General features: G+C 73.8%; 17 protein-coding genes. 6 read left to right on the top strand and 11 right to left on the bottom strand.

The window, feature by feature from the left end; genetic code table 11:
• Window positions 1-39: 39 nt before the first annotated feature.
• Complete coding sequence (locus tag ACZ5CZ_RS20055; protein WP_385844212.1) at window positions 40-525, bottom strand: Lrp/AsnC family transcriptional regulator; 486 nt, start codon at window positions 523-525, stop codon at window positions 40-42.
• 60 nt (window positions 526-585) lie between these two features.
• Between ACZ5CZ_RS20055 and ACZ5CZ_RS20050 the strand changes: the two genes are divergently transcribed.
• Window positions 586-1,794, top strand: a complete 1,209-nt coding sequence (locus ACZ5CZ_RS20050) for a trans-sulfuration enzyme family protein (protein ID WP_468944492.1) — start codon at window positions 586-588, stop codon at window positions 1,792-1,794.
• 225 nt (window positions 1,795-2,019) lie between these two features.
• On the opposite strand, the gene ACZ5CZ_RS20045 is transcribed toward ACZ5CZ_RS20050, so the two are convergent.
• The 4 genes from ACZ5CZ_RS20045 to ACZ5CZ_RS20030 all read right to left on the bottom strand — a co-directional run bounded on the left by ACZ5CZ_RS20045 (window position 2,020) and on the right by ACZ5CZ_RS20030 (window position 7,036).
• The gene (locus ACZ5CZ_RS20045) at window positions 2,020-3,456 is read right to left on the bottom strand and encodes a GNAT family N-acetyltransferase (protein ID WP_468944489.1); all 1,437 of its coding nucleotides are present in this window, start codon (window positions 3,454-3,456) and stop codon (window positions 2,020-2,022) included.
• 226 nt (window positions 3,457-3,682) lie between these two features.
• Complete coding sequence (locus tag ACZ5CZ_RS20040; protein WP_385844215.1) at window positions 3,683-5,266, bottom strand: alkaline phosphatase D family protein; 1,584 nt, start codon at window positions 5,264-5,266, stop codon at window positions 3,683-3,685.
• 189 nt (window positions 5,267-5,455) lie between these two features.
• Window positions 5,456-6,286, bottom strand: coding sequence for an alpha/beta fold hydrolase (locus ACZ5CZ_RS20035; RefSeq protein ID WP_468944486.1), 831 nt, complete (start codon window positions 6,284-6,286; stop codon window positions 5,456-5,458).
• Window positions 6,287-6,382: 96 nt separating this feature from the next.
• Entirely contained in the window at window positions 6,383-7,036 is a 654-nt protein-coding gene (locus ACZ5CZ_RS20030; RefSeq protein ID WP_467540958.1) for an NADPH-dependent F420 reductase, read from the bottom strand.
• 123 nt (window positions 7,037-7,159) lie between these two features.
• On the opposite strand from ACZ5CZ_RS20030, the gene ACZ5CZ_RS20025 reads away from it, so the two are divergent.
• Together ACZ5CZ_RS20025 and ACZ5CZ_RS20020 are read left to right on the top strand one after the other, a co-directional pair.
• Window positions 7,160-8,044 carry an RNA polymerase sigma-70 factor gene (locus ACZ5CZ_RS20025; protein WP_385844219.1) on the top strand — a complete coding sequence of 295 codons (885 nt, stop codon included), beginning with the start codon at window positions 7,160-7,162 and terminating at the stop codon, window positions 8,042-8,044.
• A 190-nt stretch (window positions 8,045-8,234) separates the two neighbouring features.
• The gene (locus ACZ5CZ_RS20020) at window positions 8,235-8,996 is read left to right on the top strand and encodes a GntR family transcriptional regulator (RefSeq protein ID WP_467540954.1); all 762 of its coding nucleotides are present in this window, start codon (window positions 8,235-8,237) and stop codon (window positions 8,994-8,996) included.
• A 74-nt stretch (window positions 8,997-9,070) separates the two neighbouring features.
• On the opposite strand, the gene ACZ5CZ_RS20015 is transcribed toward ACZ5CZ_RS20020, so the two are convergent.
• The 3 genes from ACZ5CZ_RS20015 to ACZ5CZ_RS20005 all read right to left on the bottom strand — a co-directional run bounded on the left by ACZ5CZ_RS20015 (window position 9,071) and on the right by ACZ5CZ_RS20005 (window position 12,143).
• Window positions 9,071-10,231: an ROK family transcriptional regulator gene (locus ACZ5CZ_RS20015; RefSeq protein ID WP_468944482.1), complete on the bottom strand. Its 1,161-nt coding sequence runs from the start codon at window positions 10,229-10,231 to the stop codon at window positions 9,071-9,073.
• 89 nt (window positions 10,232-10,320) lie between these two features.
• A complete protein-coding gene (locus tag ACZ5CZ_RS20010; RefSeq protein WP_385844223.1) occupies window positions 10,321-10,977 on the bottom strand; it encodes a response regulator transcription factor in 657 nt (218 codons plus the stop codon).
• Window positions 10,978-10,991: 14 nt separating this feature from the next.
• Window positions 10,992-12,143 (bottom strand): sensor histidine kinase, encoded by a 1,152-nt coding sequence (locus tag ACZ5CZ_RS20005; protein WP_468944655.1) that lies wholly within the window; start codon window positions 12,141-12,143, stop codon window positions 10,992-10,994.
• Window positions 12,144-12,267: 124 nt separating this feature from the next.
• On the opposite strand from ACZ5CZ_RS20005, the gene ACZ5CZ_RS20000 reads away from it, so the two are divergent.
• From ACZ5CZ_RS20000 to ACZ5CZ_RS19990, 3 genes are read left to right on the top strand one after another with little or no spacing between them, the layout of a single operon-like run.
• A complete protein-coding gene (locus ACZ5CZ_RS20000) occupies window positions 12,268-13,188 on the top strand; it encodes an ABC transporter ATP-binding protein (protein ID WP_468944478.1) in 921 nt (306 codons plus the stop codon).
• A 2-nt stretch (window positions 13,189-13,190) separates the two neighbouring features.
• Window positions 13,191-13,901, top strand: a complete 711-nt coding sequence (locus ACZ5CZ_RS19995) for an ABC transporter permease (protein ID WP_468944476.1) — start codon at window positions 13,191-13,193, stop codon at window positions 13,899-13,901.
• A gap of 41 nt (window positions 13,902-13,942) precedes the next feature.
• A complete protein-coding gene (locus ACZ5CZ_RS19990; protein WP_468944473.1) occupies window positions 13,943-14,386 on the top strand; it encodes a hypothetical protein in 444 nt (147 codons plus the stop codon).
• A gap of 30 nt (window positions 14,387-14,416) precedes the next feature.
• Here the strand turns inward: ACZ5CZ_RS19990 and mug are convergent, their stop codons facing one another.
• The 3 genes from mug to ACZ5CZ_RS19975 all read right to left on the bottom strand — a co-directional run bounded on the left by mug (window position 14,417) and on the right by ACZ5CZ_RS19975 (window position 17,281).
• On the bottom strand, window positions 14,417-14,908 hold the full coding sequence (gene mug, locus ACZ5CZ_RS19985; protein WP_385844229.1) for a G/U mismatch-specific DNA glycosylase: 492 nt from the start codon (window positions 14,906-14,908) through the stop codon (window positions 14,417-14,419).
• 56 nt (window positions 14,909-14,964) lie between these two features.
• Entirely contained in the window at window positions 14,965-16,407 is a 1,443-nt protein-coding gene (purB, locus tag ACZ5CZ_RS19980; protein ID WP_385844230.1) for an adenylosuccinate lyase, read from the bottom strand.
• Between the two features lie 85 nt (window positions 16,408-16,492).
• Entirely contained in the window at window positions 16,493-17,281 is a 789-nt protein-coding gene (locus ACZ5CZ_RS19975; protein WP_468944470.1) for an SGNH/GDSL hydrolase family protein, read from the bottom strand.
• Window positions 17,282-17,300 lie beyond the last annotated feature (19 nt).

Here is a 17,300-nt window from a genome sequence, read left to right as displayed (position 1 = left end):
TACGAGAGGGATCTCCGCGTCACCCACGGACGGGGGGATTCAGCTCTGGGCGTGGCCGGGCGGCAGCAGCGGCCCGCACTCCCACTGCTGGAAGATCAACCGGGTCTCCACCCGGGCCACTTCCCGCCGCGCGGTGAACTCGTCGAGCACCAGCCGCTGCAAATCGGCCATGTCCGCGACGGCCACCTGCACGAGGTAGTCGTCCGGCCCGGTCAGATGGAACACCGTACGGGCCTCCGGCAGCGCGCGGATCCGCTCCACGAACGGTCCGACCAGCTCCCGCCGGTGCGGCCGCACCTGCACCGACAGCAACGCCTGGAGCCCGCGGCCCAGCCGCGCCGGATCGAGCTGGAGCCGGTGCCCGAGGATCACCCCCGAGCGGCGCAGCCGGGTCACCCGGTCCAGGCAGGTCGACGGCGCCACGCCCACCTGGGCGGCGAGATCGCGGTAGGTGGTCCGGGCGTCGTTCTGCAACAGGCGCAGCAGATGCAGGTCCACCGGATCCAGTACGACGGATTCGGCCATTGGCCGAACGTAGCACGGTGTCTCGCCCCCGGAAACCGTCCACTGTTCACCCTTCCGCGCATGGACTCAGCGAGCACGAGTGCCCACGACGCAGTGCGCACCGCATCCAGAGCTCTGGCCACCGAGGCCGTGCACGCCGGCCGCGACGATCTCGCCCGCCAGGGCCTGCACGCCCCGCCGATCGATCTGTCGACCACCTATCCCTCCTACGACAGCCGCGCCGAGGCCGCCCGCATCGACGCCTTCGCCACCGACGGCGCCGACCCGGCCGGACCCCCGGTCTACGGCCGGCTCGGCAACCCCACCGTCGCCCGCTTCGAGACCGCGCTCGCCCGGCTGGAGGGCACCGAGTCCGCGGTCGCCTTCGCCAGCGGCATGGCCGCGCTCAGCGCCGTCCTGCTGGCCCGGTCCGCCATGGGCCTGCGCCATGTCGTCGCCGTACGGCCCCTGTACGGGTGCAGCGACCACCTGCTGACCGCCGGACTGCTCGGTACGGAGGTCACCTGGACCGACCCGGCCGGCATCGCCGACGCGATACGGCCGGACACCGGGCTGGTGATGGTCGAGTCACCGGCCAACCCGACCCTGGCCGAGGTCGATCTGCGCGCCGTCGCCCACGCCTGCGGCTCGGTCCCGCTGCTCGCCGACAACACCTTCGCCACCCCCGTGCTGCAACGCCCGGCCGAGTGCGGCGCCCGGCTGGTGCTGCACAGCGCCACCAAGTACCTCGGCGGCCACGGTGACGTTCTCGCCGGAGTGGTCGCCTGCGACGAGGAGTTCGCCGGCCGGCTGCGGCAGATACGTTTCGCCACCGGCGGGGTGCTGCACCCGCTCGCCGGGTATCTGCTGCTGCGCGGACTGTCCACGCTTCCGGTCCGGGTGCGGGCCGCCTCCGCGAACGCCGCCGAACTGGCCCGCCGGCTCGCCGCCGACCCGCGCGTGTCCCGGGTGAACTACCCCCGGCTCGGCGGCGCCATGATCGCCTTCGAGGTGTACGGCGATCCGCACGAGGTGATCTCCCGGGTCCGGCTCGTCACCCCGGCGGTGAGCCTCGGCAGCGTCGACACGCTCATCCAGCATCCCGCGTCCATCAGCCACCGCATCGTCGACGCGGACGACCGCCGTGGGGCCGGGGTGAGCGACCGGCTGCTGCGGCTGTCGGTGGGCCTGGAGGACGTCGACGACCTCTGGGCCGACCTGGACCAGGCACTGGGCGCTCCGCAGGACCGGCAGAAGGTGGGCGCCGCCAGGGGACACCGACAGGACTGACGGCGCAGACGGACGGCCCGGCGAAGAGACGCCGGGCCGTTCGCCTGCGTGCGGGCGCGTGTCCGGGCGGCTGGAGCAATCCGGGCCGCCGGTTGCGCGTGGCGGCCCGGATTGCTCGTTCCCGTGGCGGCGGGAGCCGCCTGGGGCGTCAGGTGCGCCTTGGGGCCGGTGGGGTGTGCCCGTGTCGGGCCGGGGGTGGCCGACGTTGCCGCGGAGCGGGGGGTGTCAGTCGTGGTGGGTGCGGCCGCCGAGTCGTTCCCGTGCGTCGCCGTACGCCGGGCGGGCGCCGGCCGGGGCCGTGCCCAGCCGGGCCGTGATCACCAGGGTGCCCTCCTCGATCTGGTAGTCGAGGGGGAGACCGAGACCGCGCATCGCGGCGACCATGCCGGTGTTCGACGCCTGCGTCACGGCGTACACACTCTCGCAGCCGGCGTCCATCGCCATCGCCACCAGCCGGCCGAGCAGCTCGGTGCCGACGCCACGGCGCTGCCAGTCGTCCTCGATCAGCAGGGCGACCTCGGTCTCGTCGCCGTCCCACAGCAGATGCCCCAGGCCGACGATGCGGCCCGACGGGGTCTGCGCGGCCAGCGTCCGCCCGAAGCGGGGGCTCAGCAGATGGTTCAGATAGCGGTCCGCGTCCCCCACCGGACCGTGGTAGCGCAGGCCGATGGTGCGCGCGGAGCACCGCTCGTGCATGGCCTTGGCCGCCGCCAGGTCGCCGGTGTCGACCCGGCGGACGGTGATGTCGTTCCCCTCCGGCAGCGTCAGCACGTCCTGGCCGCGGGGAATCCGCGGGCCCAGCCGGCTGTCCAGCTCCACCAGGGCCCGCGCCCGGGCGAACTCCGCCGGGGTGAACGGCAGATACGGCCGCTCCACGGTGAGCACACCGCCTTCCGGCGCGCGCAGCCGCATGACGGTGTCCTCCAGCACCCCCTCGACCGGCACGGACTCCGCGTCCCGCTGCCCGGCGACCGGCGTCGCGGGCAGCGAACGGATCGTGCACCGGCCCAGCAACTGCCGGAGCGCCAGCGGGAGTTCCGCGGTGTCCAGCGCGGTGCGGGCGGCCAGTCCGAGCACCCGGGTGGGAGCGTCCACCAGATCGTGCGCGTCGGCCCGCTCGATCCAGGTGGACGCGCCCCCGGCCTGCGCGACGGCCCGGGTGATCTCGGCCGCCGGCAGCGCGCCCGGCGCCCGCAGCAGGAACTCGTCCACCGTGCCGTCGCCGAGCGGGTGCGTCTGGAGGCTCAGGATGTCGACCCGCAGCTCGGCCAGGGCCACGCACAGCGCGGCCAGCGACCCCGGCTCGTCCTTCACCGTGGTGCGCATCCGCCACAGCGCGCCGGCGCCGGTCAGTTCGTCGCCGGAGGCGTCGGACCCGGCCGGCCGCGTCGGTGCGGCCGGCCGGGGACCGGTATCCAGGGCCGGCGGTGCGTGTCCGTGGCGCCGTGCCCACCAGGTGTGGAAGCCGGCCGTCGCGGCCAGCGCGAGCGCCGAGAACACCAGCAGGGCCGGGCCGTCCGGGCCGTGCCCCACCAGGTTCGCCACTCCGTCGGCCACGGCGACGGCCGTGAACAGCGCGGCGAGTTCGACGATGTCCCGCCGCCAGTGGTGGACGGGCCGTCCGTGCTTCGTCCGGGTCACATCAGACATCTCTGGAGTCATGCATCCACTGTGAACGAAGGGTGTTGCGTGATCACGAACGGTTTGTGACCGATGGGTAAAGCATGCTCCGTCCTCTTTGTTGCGATTTACGCCCTTGAGGGCGGAGCTTGCCCCAGATCTTCTCGTTGTCCCCTGTTAAGAGCGCCGCCGGGTTGTCAGGTGATCGCCTCATGCAGAAAACCGTAGAGGCGACCACTGACAACGGCCCCGGCCTGCGGAAACGCGCTTACTGGCCGACCCGCCCCGGTTGCAGCGTCCGGGTGAACAGCACCGTTCCGTCGTACTCGCGCAGCCGGACCGTCAGTTCGCCGCTGTCGCCGTCGATGTCGACCTCGCCGAAGAACTGGTACCCCTCGGCCGGGGACACGTTGGCGGTGGTGGGCGCCTTGACGAAGACCCGCTCCGGGCCGAACGTGCCGTCCAGCGCGTTGGCCGGGAAGGCGCCGGCGTTGAGCGGGCCGGAGACGAACTCCCAGAACGGCTCGAAGTCCTTGAACGCGGCCCGTGACGGGTCGTAGTGCTGGGCGGAGGTGTGGTGCACGTCGGCGGTCAGCCACACCGTGCCGGTGATCCGCCGGTGCTTGACGAACCGCAGCAGCTCGGCGATCTGCAACTCACGGCCCAGCGGGGCGCCCGGGTCGCCCTGCGCGACCGCCTCGAAGTTCGGCCTGCCCTCGACCGGGTCGGGCACGACCAGCCCGAGCGGCATGTCGTTGGCGATCACCTTCCACACCGCGCGGGACTTCGCCAGCTCCCGCTTGAGCCAGTCCAGCTGCTCGCGGCCGAGGATGCCCACCGGGTCCGTGGTCTGGTCGTCGGGGGAGTTGGCGTTGCGGTAGCTGCGCATGTCGAGCACGAAGACGTCGAGCAGCGGGCCGTGGTGGACGACCCGGTAGATCCGGCCGTCGGGCCGATCGCTGAGGGTGGAGATCGGGAAGTACTCGGAGAACGCCTGCCGGGAGCGCAGCGCCAGGTCGTCCAGCCTGGTGCCGGCCGGGTAGGGGGTGCCGGCGCCGATGACCTCGCCCGGGTACCAGTTGTTGCGCACCTCGTGGTCGTCCCACTGGATGATGTTCGGCACCTGCGCGTTGAACCGGCGCAGCGCCTTGTCCAGCAGGTTGTAGCGGAAGTTGCCGCGGTAGTCGTCCAGGGTGACGGCGACGTGCGACTTCTCCTCGGTGGTGAGGTTCCGGTAGACACCGCCGTCCGGCAGGGCGGCGGTCGCCGCGATCGGCCCGTCGGCGTAGATGTTGTCGCCGCTGCACAGGAAGAAGTCCGGGTCGGTGCGCGCCATGGCGTCGAAGATCCGGTAACCGCCGATGGACTCGTTGATGCCCCAGCCCTGACCGGCCAGGTCGCCCGACCACACGAACCGCACGCCCTGGCGCCGCCTCACCGGCGCGGTGCGGAAGGTGCCGGCCACCGGCTCGCCGGTACGGCGCGGGTCGTCCGGGTCGGCGAGCAGTACGCGGTAGTGGATCTGCTCGCCGGAGGGCAGTCCGTGCAGCCGGGTGGTGCCGGTGAAGTCCGTCCCGGCGCCCAGCAGCGGGCCGTGCCAGCGGCGCGGGTTGCGGAAGGACTCGGTGGCCGCCGTCTCCACGATCATCCGGGCGGGCCGGTCCGAACGCACCCAGATCAGCCCGGAGTCGGTGGTGACGTCGCCGGCCTGCACGCCCCACCCCGCCTCCGGGCGTCCCGAGCGGGCGAAGGCCGGGGCCGCGCCGAGGCCCACGGGCAGGGTCAGGGCCGCCGACGCGGCGAGGGAGCCGCGCAGAACGCTGCGGCGGCCGGGCAACGGACGGTGTGACATGGCTGTGCCTCCAGGGACGGGTTCCGGCCAGTGTGCGAAGCCACACCTACGGGCACCCTGAGGCGCGCACGCGAACCCCACATGAACAACCGCCCCGCGAAGGTGCCGCCACGGTTGCGCGTACGACGGGCCGGTCCTCGCGGTCGTACACGGTCCCTTCGTCGTACACGGTCCCTTCGTCCGTCCCGGTCAGCTGCTGCCGTCCAGGATGACGCGGGCGACCAGGGCCGGGTCGTCGTTCATCGGGCAGTGGCCGCAGCCGGGCAGCCGGATCAGCCGGGCGTGCGGGAGGATCCGCTTCGCGCGGACGCCCTGGCGGCGCAGGAGGATCCGGTCCCGGGCGCCCCAGGCCACGGTGACCGGCAGGCCCGGCAGAGCGTCGGTGAACCGTACGGTCGTGCCCGCCCGCAGCGTCGCGGCGAAGCCGGTCGCGCCGGCCAGCGCGAGCGTCTCGGCGACCACGGCCTCCGGCGCCCGGCGGGCGGGCCGGTGGTAGATGGTGCTGGTCAGCGCGGCGCGGCCGGCCGCGGTGGCGGACAGCTGCCGCACCAGCGGCAGCGGGAGCCGCTCGGCGACGCCCCGCATGGCGAGCAGCAGGGCGAAGGCGTACCGCCGCTCGGCCTCGGTCCAGAAGCCGGCCGGGGCCAGCGCGGTGACGGACCGTACGCGCTTCTCGCGGCCCAGCTCCAGGGCGAGCAGACCGCCCAGGGAGTTGCCGGCGATGTGCGGCCGGTCGAGGCCGAGCGCCTCGAACAGCGCGGCCAGCACGGAGTTGGTCGTGGGCAGGTCATAGGCCAGACCGTCCGGCAGCCCCGGGGAGACGCCGAAGCCGGGCAGGTCGACGGCGATCACATCGCGCTCGGTGGCGAGGATGTCCACGACCGGGTCCCAGGCCTGCCGGTGATGGCCGATGCCGTGCAGCAGGACCAGCGGCTCGCCGCGCCCCACGCGCGCGTAGGACACGGTCACGTCCTTCGGGCCGTGCGCGGTGGGGACCGGGAAGGAGACGGTGGCGGACATGGGGGTGCTCCTCGTCTGGGCTGCTGACGGACGGCGTGGACAGCTTGTCAGCAATTGCTACCGACGGGTAGCCCCCGGTGGTCCCCCCAACCGCGGTCAACCCGCCCGCCGCACCTCGACATTGAAATCGGCGCTGCCGAACCGCTGGAACATCCCGAGCCACAGCGGCAGATACATCTCCAGGGCGCGGGCCCAGCGGATGCCGCCCAGGTCCACCACCCGCCCGGCCGGCCAGCCGAACTCCCCGAGCAACGAGACGACCTGCGCCTTGGCTTCCGCATCGGCGCCGCACACGAACAGATGGTGCTCGCCCGGCACCCGCCCCGGATCCACCATCACCTGGCAGTTCACGGTGTTCAGCGTCTTCACCACACGCGCCTGCGGGAACTCCCGCTGGATCCGCTCGCCCACACTGTCCGACTCCACCGGATCCAGCCGCGGCACCCCGTCCTCGAACGCCAGCGGATTGGAGACGTCCACCAGCACCTTGCCGTCCAGATGCTCCGCACCGGCCGCCCGCAGCGCGTCGAGCGCCACTCGGCCGCCCACCGCGTTGACGACGACCTCCGCCGCCGCGGCCGCGTCCGCGAACGACCCCGCGCGGGCCCGGCCCGGCGAGGCCGTGGCCCACTCCTGGGCGACCGGATTGTCCCGGGTGCGCGAGCCCAGCGTCACCTCGTGCCCCAGCTCCACCAGCCTGCCGCCCAGCGTGCGCCCCACCTCGCCCGTGCCCAGCACCGCGTACCGCATCGACCACCTCCAGATCGAACGGCCGCCGGCCCCCGGCGGCCCGCGGTCATTGTGATCCGGACCGCGCCCGGAACCGCCCGATTCCGCTGGACACCCGCGGGGCGTGTCGGATGGGATGGCAGCATGATCGCCGACAGTGCCACCGACGTCTTCGAAGAGCACCGGCCCCTGCTCACCGGCGTTGCCTACCGCATGCTCGGCCGGGTGGCCGACGCCGAGGACGTGGTCCAGGACACCTGGCTGCGCTGGTCCCGCGCCGACCGCGAGGAGGTCCGCGAACCCCGCGCCTATCTGGTGCGCATCACCACCCGGCTGGCCATCGACCGGCTGCGCCAGGCGCAGGCGCGCAGCGAGGCGTACGTCGGACCCTGGCTGCCCGAGCCGTACGTCACCGAGTTCGGCGAGGCCGCCCCGGACGCGGCGGAACGCGCGCTGCTCGCCGACTCCGTCTCGCTGGCCGTCATGGTCGTCCTGGAGTCGCTGTCACCGCTGGAACGGGCCGTGTTCGTGCTCAGGGAGGCCTTCGGCTTCCCGTTCGCCGAGATCGCCGCGCTCCTCGACCGCGCCGAGCCGGCGGTACGGCAACTCGCCGGCCGGGCCCGCCGGCACGTGGCGGAGCGGCGCCCCCGTTACGACGTGGACCCCGCCGAGCGCCGGGATCTGACCGAGCGCTTCCTCGTGGCGGCGGGCGGGGGCGACCTCGAGGGGCTCATGTCCCTGCTCGCCCCGGACGTCCAGCTGGTCGGCGACAGCGGCGGCAAGGCCAAGGCGCCGGTGCGCGTCCTGCACTCCGCGGACAAGGTCGGCCGCTTCCTCGCCGCCGTCTCGCCCGCCGGTGCCGCCACCCTGTCCGCCCGCTTCCTGGAGGTCAACGGCGGCCCGGCCGTGCTGCTCCTGGCCGGCGACGAACCCGAGAGCCTGCTCCAACTGGACACCGCCGACGGCCGCATCACCTCGGTGTACATCATCCGCAACCCCGACAAGCTGCGGCACCTCGCCGGTCACTGACCCCCGTCCCCAGGAAGCCCCCGTCGTACGGCGGGGGCTTCGTCGTGCCGTCACCCGCGCGTCGCCGCAGGGATCGAGGATTGGTCTTGACCAGGGGTGACGGCCGCCCTATGGTCGCAGATAAGTGCAACAACCTTTAATAAACAAGGGCGCTAAAAACCGCCGGACCACGGCTCTTGCGGAGGACAGGGTGGGGACCACGCAGCTGGAATCGGTGCCGGAACCGAAGTACTGGCATCTCAAGACCGTGCTCACCGAGGCACTCGACTCCGAGTTCTCCGTCGGCGAGATCCTCCCCAACGAACGCGACCTCGCCGCCCGTTTCGGCGTCGCCCGAGCCACCCTCCGTCAGGCCCTCGAACAGCTGGAGCTGGAGGGCCGGTTGCAGCGCCGCCGCGGTGTGGGTACGACCGTCGCGCCCCCGCGCGTGGGCGTGGCCGTCGGCACCGCGCAGCACAGCTGGCCGGGCGGTGCCGAGGACGCCTGGCAGCCCCTCGACAGCGTCCAGTCGGTGCCGCCCGCGGCGGTCGCCGCGGCCCTGGAGACCGCCGCGGACGAGGCCGTGCACACCGTGCGCCGCTCCCGGATGTCCCACGGCCAGCAGGTCGCCACCGAGCTGCTCTACATCCCCGCCGCCTCGGTGCCCGGCCTCACCGCCATCGACGCCCCGTCCGGCCCGGCACGCGCGCGTGCGGTGCTGCGCGAGGTGCAGCACCTCCCGCTGGAGGGCCAGGACCGCGCCGTCGAGCTGGGCTCCGCCCGCGCGGACGACGCCAGGGACCTGGACCGGCTCCCCGGCTCGCCCGTCCTCGTCGTCACCACCCGCTTCTACGCCCAGGGGCGCACCGCGGCCCTCTCCGTGGCGACCTACCGCGCCGACACCTGCCGGCTGACCTTCGGCGACTCACCGGACGTCGAGATACACCACGACCCGGAGCGCCAGGCCTCCTGACCCCGGACCCGTCAGGGCCCTGCAACCCGATCCGTCAGGGCCCTGCAACGCCGGCAAGGCCCGAAAAAGAGGCTCTAGCCCCGACGGGCCGTCACCGTTCCCTCCACCGCGAACAGCTGCTCCTCCACCCGGTCCAGGGCCAGCCGCAGCGCTCCCGTGGCCACGGCCGCCTCGCCCAGCAACGACAGCGCCACCCGGGGCGGCCGCAGGCAGTAGCGGGCCAGTTCGCGGCGCAGCGGCTCCAGCACACCGTCGAGACCGGCGGCCCAGCCGCCGATCACGACCAGCTCCGGGTCGAGCGCCAGCACCAGCGCGGCCACGTCGTGCACCAGCCGCTGGATGAACCGCTCCACGGCCGCCTCCGCCCGCTGATCACCCTCCCGGGCCAGCGCGAACACCTCGGCGACCGCCTGCTCGTCCAGCGGGTGCAACGGCTCGTCGGTGGTGGACAGCAGGGTCTCCGGGGTGGCCTCACGGCCCAGCAGATGCAGTGCGCCGATCTCGCCGGCCGCTCCGCCGTAACCGCGGTGCAGCCGCCCGCCGATCAGCGCACCGGCGCCCGGGCTCAGCCCCGCCAGCACGAACACCACGTCGTCGCTCTCGGTCGCCGCGCCCTTCCAGTGCTCGGCGACGGCCGCCGCGTTGGCGTCGTTCTCCACCAGCACCGGGCACTTGAAGGAGCGGCTCAGCCGCTCGCCGAGGTGGAGACCGGTCCACTGCGGCAGGGCCGTGCCCAGCCGGACCGTGCCGTCGTCCGCCACGATGCCGGGCGTGCCCACCCCCACCGCTCGCAGGGAGTCACGCGCCACCCCCGCCCGGCGCAGCAGCTCGGCGACCGCGCCGCGCAGCCGGTCGAGCCGTTCGTCGGCCGGCGCCGTCTCGTCGACCTCCCTGGCCTGCGCGCCCAGCACCCGTCCGTCCAGGTCGGACAGGAGCGCGGCGACCCGGTGGGCGCCGATCTCCAGGCCCAGCAGATGGCCCGCCTCGGCCCGGAACCGGAACCGGCGGGCGGGCCGCCCCTGTCGGCGCGCGGTGCCCTCGCCGGCCGCCGCCTCCGCCACCAGCCCGGCCTCGACGAGCCCCTCGACCACACCTTCGACGGTCGGCCGGGACAGCCCGGTGACCCGGGTGATCTCGGTGAACGTCGCACAGTCCGTGGCCCGCAGCGCGTGCAGCACCACCGCGGAATTGATCCTTCGCAGCAGCGAGGGATCGCCGCCGGTCAGCTGCCCCACCGTCCGTCCTCCCAGCTCGCGGGCGTGTTGGCCGGATCGTACTCGGCCCGCCGCACCCCGGCGAGTGCCGGGCCCCGCACCGGCCGGGCTCAGCGCGGCGCCACGAACCCCGACTCGTACGCGGCGATCACCGCCTGGGTGCGGTCGCGCGCCCCGAGCTTGGTCAGCACGGCGCTCACATGCGACTTCACCGTCTCCGTGCTCACGACCAGACGGGCCGCGATCTCCGCGTTCGACAGACCGCGCGCCATGAGCCGCAGCACCTCCGCCTCCCGCTCGGTCAGCCGGGCCCCGGCCGGCCCGGCCGGCGCCGGGCCGCCGCCGTCGCCGTACCGGGCGGCGAGCCGCCGGACGGAGGCCGGGAACAGCAGGGACTCGCCCTCCGCCACCAGCCGTACCGCGTGCACGATCTCGGCGGGCCGGGCCCGCTTCAGCAGAAAGCCGTCGGCGCCCGCGCGCAGCGCCTCGTACACGAACGCGTCGTCCTCGAAGGTGGTCACCACGAGGATCTTCGGCGGGTCGGCGACCGTGCGCAGCACCGCGCGCGTGGCCTCGATGCCGTCCATCAGGGGCATCCGCACGTCCATCGCGACCACGTCCGGCCGCAGTTGCCGTACCAGCGGGATGACCGCAGCCCCGTCGGCCGCCTCGCCCACCACCTCGATATCGGCCTGCGCCTCCAGCACGGCCCGCAGACCGGCGCGGACCAGGGGCTCATCGTCGACAAGAAGTACGGTGACCGGCATCCGGCCAGCCTAGATCAGCACGGCAGCTCGGCATGGACCTGCCAGTCGCCCTCGTGCGGGCCGGTGCGGGCGGTGCCGCCGAGCAGGGCGGCCCGTTCGCGTATGCCGCGCAGCCCGCTGCCCCGCCCCGGGCCGGGTGGCGCGGCCGGCAGGGGATTGCGGACCTCCAGGGCGAGCGTGCCGGCGGCGACCGCGACCCGGACCCGCACCGGGACGGCGCCCGCGTGCCGCAGCACATTGGTGAGCGCCTCCTGGAGGATGCGGTACCCCTCCCGGGACACCGGCCCCGGTACGGCCGCGACCGGGCCGGTCACCTCGGCGTCGACCTTCGCTCCGGAGGCCCGCGCCGACTCCAGCAGCCGGTCGGCGTCGGCCAGTGTGGGCCGGGCGCTCACCGGCCGCTCGGCCTCGCGCAGCACGCCCAGCACCCGCTCCAGGTCCGCCAGGGCGGCCCGCCCGGTCTCCTCGATGGCGTCCAGCGCGCGCTCGGTGAACCGCGGATCGCCCGCCGCCCGGGCCGCACCCGCCTGCACCACGGCCACCGTCAGCGCGTGCCCGATCGAGTCGTGCAACTCCCGGGCGATCCGGGTGCGTTCCAGCAGCCGCTCGGTGCGCTCCTCCAGCGCCGCCAGCCGCTCCGCCGCGGACGGCCCGAGGAGCCGGCGCGCGCAGAGGGTGACCAGCTCGCCCAGGCCCACGACCACGCCGTACAGGGCGAGCAGCGGAAGCGGCGTCAGCAGGGCCCAGGCGGGGTCCGGCGGCAGCCGGTCCAGCAGCGGCATCCCGGACGGCGCCCGGCCGCCCGCGCACCGCGCCAGCTCGAAGGCGGCGACCGGCAGCCACACCGTGCCGAACATGGCCGCGGCGCCGAGCAGCATCCGCAGCTCCAGCCACAGCACCGTGCGCCATCTGTCCCGCCAGGTCGCCGAGGGGGTCTCGGAGATGCCCGAGTCGGCCACACCGGGCGTCAGCAGCAGCCGTGCCTGCACCCCTTCACCGGTCCGTACGCCGGGCAGCAGACCGACCGGGACGAGCAGCAGCGCGGGCACCCACGGGGTCGACATGTCGATGAAGAGCCAGATGCTGACGACCAGCATCGGCACCCACAGATGCAGCAGGCGCGTGTACGTCGTCCCGCGCAGCAGCGGGCGCAGAAAGCGGACCAGACACAGGCGGACCATGGAGACATCGTCGCAGGCAGCACCGACAACGGGCCTCCCCCGCACGGGGGAGACGATCTCCACCGGCGGGGGAGGACCGCCGCCCCCAGCCCCGGCCAGGCTGGCTGCCATGACGACCATCGACGTACGCGACCTCACCAAGGAGTACGCCGGCCGGCGGGCCGTCGACCGGCTCACCTTCACCGTCCGGCCCGGCCGGGTCACCGGCTTCCTCGGCCCCAACGGCGCCGGCAAGTCGACCACGATGAGGCTCGTCCTCGGACTCGACCGGCCCACCTCCGGCACGGCCACCGTGGGCGGCCGCCGCTACGCCGAACTCCCCGAGCCGCTGCGGCGGGTGGGTGCGCTGCTCGACGCACGGGCCGCGCACGGCTCCCGCACCGCCCGGGACCATCTGCGCGCCCTCGCCGCGAGCAACCGCATCCCGGACCGCCGGGTCGACAGCGTCCTGGAGCAGACCGGCCTCGCCCCGGTGGCCCGGCGCCGGGTGCGGACGTACTCCCTCGGCATGCGCCAGCGGCTCGGCATCGCCGCCGCGCTGCTCGGCGACCCCGAGGTGATCCTGCTGGACGAGCCCGCCAACGGCCTCGACCCCGAAGGCATCGTCTGGATCCGGGACCTGCTGCGCCGGCTCGCCGCCGAGGGCCGTACGGTCCTGGTCTCCAGCCATCTGATGAACGAGACCGCCGCCTTCGCCGACCACCTGGTGATCCTCGGCCGCGGCCGCCTCCTCGCCGACACCCCGGTACGGGAGTTCATCCACGCACGCGTGCAGCCCGGCATCCGGATCCGCAGCACGGACGCCGGCGCGCTCGACGGCCTGCTCGCCCGGCACGGCCTGGACGCCGCCCGGAGCGAGGACGGCGCGTGGATCGTGCGGCACGCGCGCGTGGAGGACCTCGGCCGGCTCCTGGCCGACGCGCGCGTCCCCGTCACGGAACTCGCCGCCCAGGAGGCCACCCTGGAGGAGGCCTACCTCGATCTGACCGCGGCCGAGGCCGAGTTCACCGCCCAGCCCCAGGAGGCCTGACCATGCCCTTCGCGCCCGTGTTCCACGCCGAGTGGATCAAGATCCGCACCCTGCGCTCGCTGCCGGCCGCCCTGGCCGCGATGCTGCTCGCCACCACCGCCTTCTCAGCGCTGGCAGCGGCCGACGACACCGCGTCCGACCCGCTGTTCTCGGCCTTCTTCGGCATCAGCTTCGGCCAGATCGCCGCGATCGCCTTCGGTACGACGGCGGTCTCCGCCGAGTTCCGCGGCGGCGCCCTGCGGCTGACCCTGTCGGCGGTGCCCGACCGGCGCCGCTGGTTCGCCGCGAAGGCCACGGCGATCGCGCTGCCGGTACTCGCCGTCGGCCTCCTCACCGGCCTGGTGACCCTGCTGGCGGGCCGGGCGGTTCTCGGCGCCTCGGCCCCCGCCTGGTCCGAGGGGTTGCGCGGCGCCCTCGGCTGCGGTCTCGACCTGACCCTGATGGCCCTGTTCGCCGCCGGGCTCGCGGCGGTGCTCCGCAGCGGCACGGCGACCCTGTCCCTGCTCATCCCCTTCGTCCTGATCGTCTCCTTCGTGGTCGGCGACATGTCGGGCGGGGTGGCGGACTTCCTGCCCGACCGGGCCGGCCAGGTGATCCTGCACAGCTCCTGGGACGGCTCGCTCGGCCCGTGGACCGGTCTCGCGGTCACCGCGGGATGGACGGCGGCGGCCCTGCTCGCCGGCGCGTGGTCCCTGCACCGCAGGGACGCCTGACGCCCCGCCAATTGTCAGTGCCCCCCGCTTTACTGGGGCATATGGACATCGCGACATGCCTGGCCCTCGTCGACCTGCTGTGCGCCCGGGAGTTCCCGGCGGACCACGGCGGATCCGACGTGGGCACGGCGGGACCCGGCTATGTCACGGTGGAGCTGGTGACGAGCCGGGGCGCGGCCGCGGAGCACCCGGAGATCCGGCAGCGCACGGCGGCGGACTTCCACGCGTACCGGGAGGCACTCGCCGGGCGGCTCGCCGACCGCTGGGGCCGGCAGCCCCCGTGGGGCCAGCTGACCCTGCGCACCCGCATGAGCCGCGGCGAGGAGATCCCGCAGCCCTGGGCGGACCTGTGCCTGCGCACCGACGAACTCGACCTGTGGCAGCCGGACCACACCGGCCGCTGGCTCGCCCTGGGCGTCGCCGACCGCGACGAGGCGGACGAGATACACCTCCTGGCCACGGCCACGGAGATACCCCCGCCCTGACCCCTCACCGGGCCGGCGCGCCAGGGGCGGTCAGGGGGCCTGCGCCGCCTCCCGCAGCCGGGCGAACTCCGCCGCCATCGTCGCCGTCGTCCAGTGGGCGTTCAGGCCGCTGGGGTTGGGGAGCACCCACAGTCGGGTGTCGCCGATGGTCCGTTCCTGCGGTCCCACCCGGGCCGTGCGGTCGGCGAAGGCCGCCCGGTAGGCGGTCACCCCGACCACGGCCAGCCAGCTCGGCCGCAGCCGGGTCACCTTGGCGGTCAGCAGCCGGCCGCCCTCGGCGTACTCCTCGGGGGTCAGCTCGTCGGCCCGCGCGGTCGCCCGGGCGACGACATTGGTGATGCCCAGCCCGTAGGAGAGCAGCTCCTGCTGTTCCTCGGGTTTCAACAGCCGGGGCGTGAAGCCGGACAGGTGCAGCACGGGCCAGAAGCGGTTGCCGGGGCGGGCGAAGTGATGACCGGTCGCCGCCGTCATCAGGCCGGGGTTGATGCCGCAGAAGAGCACGCGGAGGCCGCCCGCGACCACGTCCGGTACCAGACGGTCGCGGGCGGCCTCCAGGTCCGCCTTGGTGAAGCGGGGAGTCAGAGGATCGCTCCGGGGGTGTAACCGGCCGCCTCCGGGCGCTGCTTGACGATCTCCTCGATCCGGCCGGCCACCAGGCCGACCTGGTCGGCCGCCGCACCGGTGAAGGACAGCTTGTCGGCCATCAGGGCCGCCAGCTGGTCGCGGTCGAGCGGCAGCCGCTCGTCGGCGGCGAGCTTGTCCAGCAGGTCGTTGCGCTCGGCGCCCTGCTCGCGCATGGCGAGCGCGGTGGCCACGGCGTTCTCCTTGATCGCCTCGTGCGCGACCTCGCGGCCGACACCCGCCCGCACCGCTCCCATGAGCACCTTGGTGGTGGCCAGGAAGGGCAGGTAGCGGTCCAGCTCGCGGGCGACGACGGCCGGGAAGGCGCCGAACTCGTCGAGGACGGTCAGGAAGGTCTCCAGCAGGCCGTCCAGCGCGAAGAAGGCGTCCGGCAGGGCCACCCGGCGCACCACCGAGCAGGACACGTCGCCCTCGTTCCACTGGTCGCCCGCCAGCTCGCCGGTCATCGACGCGTAGCCGCGCAGGATCACCATCAGGCCGTTGACGCGCTCGCAGGAGCGGGTGTTCATCTTGTGCGGCATCGCCGAGGAACCGACCTGGCCCGGCTTGAAGCCCTCGGTGACCAGCTCGTGCCCGGCCATCAGCCGGATCGTCTTGGCCAGCGAGGACGGCGCCGCCGCCAGCTGCACCAGCGCGGTGACGACCTCGTAGTCCAGCGAGCGCGGGTAGACCTGGCCGACCGAGGTGAAGGCCTGCGAGAAGCCCAGGTGGGCGGCGATACGGCCCTCCAGCTCGGCCAGCTTGGACGCGTCCCCGCCGAGCAGGTCCAGCATGTCCTGGGCGGTGCCGACCGGGCCCTTGATGCCGCGCAGCGGGTAGCGGACGAGGAGCTCCTCGACCCGGCCGTACGCCACCAGCAGCTCGTCGGCGGCCGTGGCGAAGCGCTTGCCGAGGGTCGTGGCCTGGGCGGCGACATTGTGCGAGCGGCCGGCCATGACCAGCTCGGCGTACTCGCCCGCGAGCTTGCCGAGGCGCGCCAGCACGGCCACCGTACGGTCCCGCACCAGCTCCAGGGAGAGCCGGATCTGGAGCTGCTCGACGTTCTCCGTGAGGTCACGGGAGGTCATGCCCTTGTGCACGTGCTCGTGCCCGGCGAGGTCGTTGAACTCCTCGATCCGCGCCTTCACATCGTGCCGGGTGACCTTCTCGCGCTCGGCGATCGAGGCCAGGTCGACGGTGTCGAGGACGCGCTCGTAGTCGGCGATCGCCTCGTCCGGCACCTCGATGCCGAGGTCCTTCTGGGCCCGCAGCACGGCGAGCCAGAGCTGCCGCTCCAGCTTCACCTTCTGCTCGGGGGACCAGAGCGTGGCGAGCTCGGCCGAGGCGTAGCGTCCGGCGAGGACGTTCGGGATGCGGGGCTTGGCGGGCGCTGAAGTCACGTGTCCAGATTCTACTGGCGATTTGTGCAGGCCAGCGCCACGCCCCTGTTCGGTGGAAGCTACGAGAGCCGCGTCACTGCCGTCCTCAGGCCTGGCCCTCGTACGGCAGCAGGTCGGGGCGTTTGGCGGGGCGGCCGTCGCCGGAGGAGCGGCCGGTGAGGCGGCGGCCTATCCAGGGCAGCAGATGCTGGCGGGCGAACCGGGCGTCCGTCACCCGGCGGCTCAGCCAGCCGGGCGGGGCGGTGGCCGGCATCGGCACATGCCACTCGGTGTCCTCGGGCTCGTACCCGAGCGTCTGCCACACCGCCTCGGCGACCCGGCGGTGCCCCTCCGCCGTGAGGTGCAGCCGGTCCACGTCCCACATCCGCGGGTCGCTCAGCGCGGGGGCGCCGTACAGGTCGACCACCAGCGCGCCGTGCCGGCCGGCCAGCTCCTCCACGCAGGAGTACAGCTCCTCCATGCGCGGCCGGAACCGGTCCAGCACCGGTCCCTGGCGGCCGGGGCTGCGCATCAGCACCAGTTGCTTGCAGGACGGGGCGAGGCGTTCGACGGCCTCGGTCAGCAGGTCGCGCACCCGGACCATGTCGCACTTGGGCCGCAGGGTGTCGTTGAGACCGCCGACCAGCGTCACCACATCGGCGTTCATGGCGGCCGCCACGTCCACCTGCTCGGCCACGATCTGCCCGATGAGCTTTCCGCGCACGGCGAGGTTGGCGTACCGGAACCCCGGTGTGCGGGCGGCCATCCGCGCGGCGAGCAGGTCGGCCCAGCCCCGGTAGGAGCCGTCGGGCAGCAGGTCCGACATGCCCTCGGTGAAGGAGTCGCCGACCGCGACCAGGCTGGTGTACGGGGAAGGAGCGGGATTCGTCTGCATGGCGTCAGCGATGGTATCC

The sequence above is a fragment of the Streptomyces sp. NPDC031418 genome (assembly GCF_055581605.1).
Note: the sequence above shows the minus strand (reverse complement) of the source record. Positions and strands in the feature narration are given on the sequence as shown.

What these genes read in the sequence shown, in the direction of transcription:
- ACZ5CZ_RS20055 (WP_385844212.1), bottom strand. Translation starts at nt 525, where the DNA reads ATGGCCGAATCCGTCGTACTGGATCCGGTGGACCTGCATCTGCTGCGC.
- ACZ5CZ_RS20050 (WP_468944492.1), top strand. Translation starts at nt 586, where the DNA reads ATGGACTCAGCGAGCACGAGTGCCCACGACGCAGTGCGCACCGCATCC.
- ACZ5CZ_RS20045 (WP_468944489.1), bottom strand. Translation starts at nt 3,456, where the DNA reads ATGACTCCAGAGATGTCTGATGTGACCCGGACGAAGCACGGACGGCCC.
- ACZ5CZ_RS20040 (WP_385844215.1), bottom strand. Translation starts at nt 5,266, where the DNA reads ATGTCACACCGTCCGTTGCCCGGCCGCCGCAGCGTTCTGCGCGGCTCC.
- ACZ5CZ_RS20035 (WP_468944486.1), bottom strand. Translation starts at nt 6,286, where the DNA reads ATGTCCGCCACCGTCTCCTTCCCGGTCCCCACCGCGCACGGCCCGAAG.
- ACZ5CZ_RS20030 (WP_467540958.1), bottom strand. Translation starts at nt 7,036, where the DNA reads ATGCGGTACGCGGTGCTGGGCACGGGCGAGGTGGGGCGCACGCTGGGC.
- ACZ5CZ_RS20025 (WP_385844219.1), top strand. Translation starts at nt 7,160, where the DNA reads ATGATCGCCGACAGTGCCACCGACGTCTTCGAAGAGCACCGGCCCCTG.
- ACZ5CZ_RS20010 (WP_385844223.1), bottom strand. Translation starts at nt 10,977, where the DNA reads ATGCCGGTCACCGTACTTCTTGTCGACGATGAGCCCCTGGTCCGCGCC.
- ACZ5CZ_RS20000 (WP_468944478.1), top strand. Translation starts at nt 12,268, where the DNA reads ATGACGACCATCGACGTACGCGACCTCACCAAGGAGTACGCCGGCCGG.
- ACZ5CZ_RS19995 (WP_468944476.1), top strand. Translation starts at nt 13,191, where the DNA reads ATGCCCTTCGCGCCCGTGTTCCACGCCGAGTGGATCAAGATCCGCACC.
- ACZ5CZ_RS19990 (WP_468944473.1), top strand. Translation starts at nt 13,943, where the DNA reads ATGGACATCGCGACATGCCTGGCCCTCGTCGACCTGCTGTGCGCCCGG.
- ACZ5CZ_RS19975 (WP_468944470.1), bottom strand. Translation starts at nt 17,281, where the DNA reads ATGCAGACGAATCCCGCTCCTTCCCCGTACACCAGCCTGGTCGCGGTC.